Origin of the sequence: Centipeda infelix ATCC 43532 (assembly GCF_000234095.1) — a bacterium.
GTDB lineage: Bacteria > Bacillota > Negativicutes > Selenomonadales > Selenomonadaceae > Centipeda > Centipeda infelix.
In genome coordinates this window covers 1-810 of sequence record NZ_JH376810.1, presented here as the reverse complement: position 1 = coordinate 810, position 810 = coordinate 1, and the positions used below count along the sequence as shown (strand labels likewise).

Here is an 810-nt window from a genome sequence, read left to right as displayed (position 1 = left end):
CGTGGAGATTTCTATGCGTTTTCGATGTGCACTTAGGAGTTTCTCGCAGCCGCGAAAAACTCGTGCACACCTTCGAGCAGAATTGCTCGAAGCTCACTTATGCATTTCAGAATCTGAAACGCCGTTCGCGCCCGATTGTATCGGGCGATTTTTGCCGCTCACCTTCGTTCGCTGATCCGCCGCGATGGGCGGATAAAAAAATAGATCGGCGCACATCGGCGCCGATCGGATTCAAGTCAGCTTGCTTTTTGCTCTGCGAATACCTCGTATTGTTCTTCAGGAATGGCTGCGGAATCGTTCGAGCCGTCCCCTTCGGCTGCTGCGTCGTGATATTGCAGCAGCACGTTCATTCTTGCGTTCTTCCCGCCCTTGAATAATACGTCTGGGTTTACGCGATATGCGCCTTGATTGATGCGTTGCAAGAAGTTACTGTCGATTAGTGCTTGTAGTGTCCTCGATACCGTTTGATAGCTGATACCGCTTTTATCGGCTATCTGCCTCTGTGTCATTGGCAGAAGATTATTGCTGTCCAGATGGTCGAGAATCCAGAAAGCAAGGCGCGTTTTCTGGTTTCCGATAAGGTCGATACTGTTCAAAATATGACCGAGCCAGAGCTTATGAAAATTAGCGTCGTCGCTCCTCAATGTCAATTACCTGCATTTCTCGCAGTTCTCCAGTATCCTGCTTGATATAAGTTTCTGTTCCTACTACCGTTGACTTTCTTGCGGGTTACTGCCATTTGTTTTCCTCCTTGCTTGATATTGATATGATAATATCATATCGAATTATATAAGTCAATCATACTCAATG

At 46.9% G+C, this 810-nt stretch carries 2 protein-coding genes; both read right to left on the bottom strand.

What is annotated here, in order from left to right:
• Positions 1-236: 236 nt before the first annotated feature.
• Positions 237-596: a replication/maintenance protein RepL gene (locus HMPREF9334_RS11285; protein WP_281042435.1), complete on the bottom strand. Its 360-nt coding sequence runs from the start codon at positions 594-596 to the stop codon at positions 237-239.
• 28 nt (positions 597-624) lie between these two features.
• Complete coding sequence (locus HMPREF9334_RS12900; RefSeq protein ID WP_083822812.1) at positions 625-690, bottom strand: hypothetical protein; 66 nt, start codon at positions 688-690, stop codon at positions 625-627.
• Positions 691-810 lie beyond the last annotated feature (120 nt).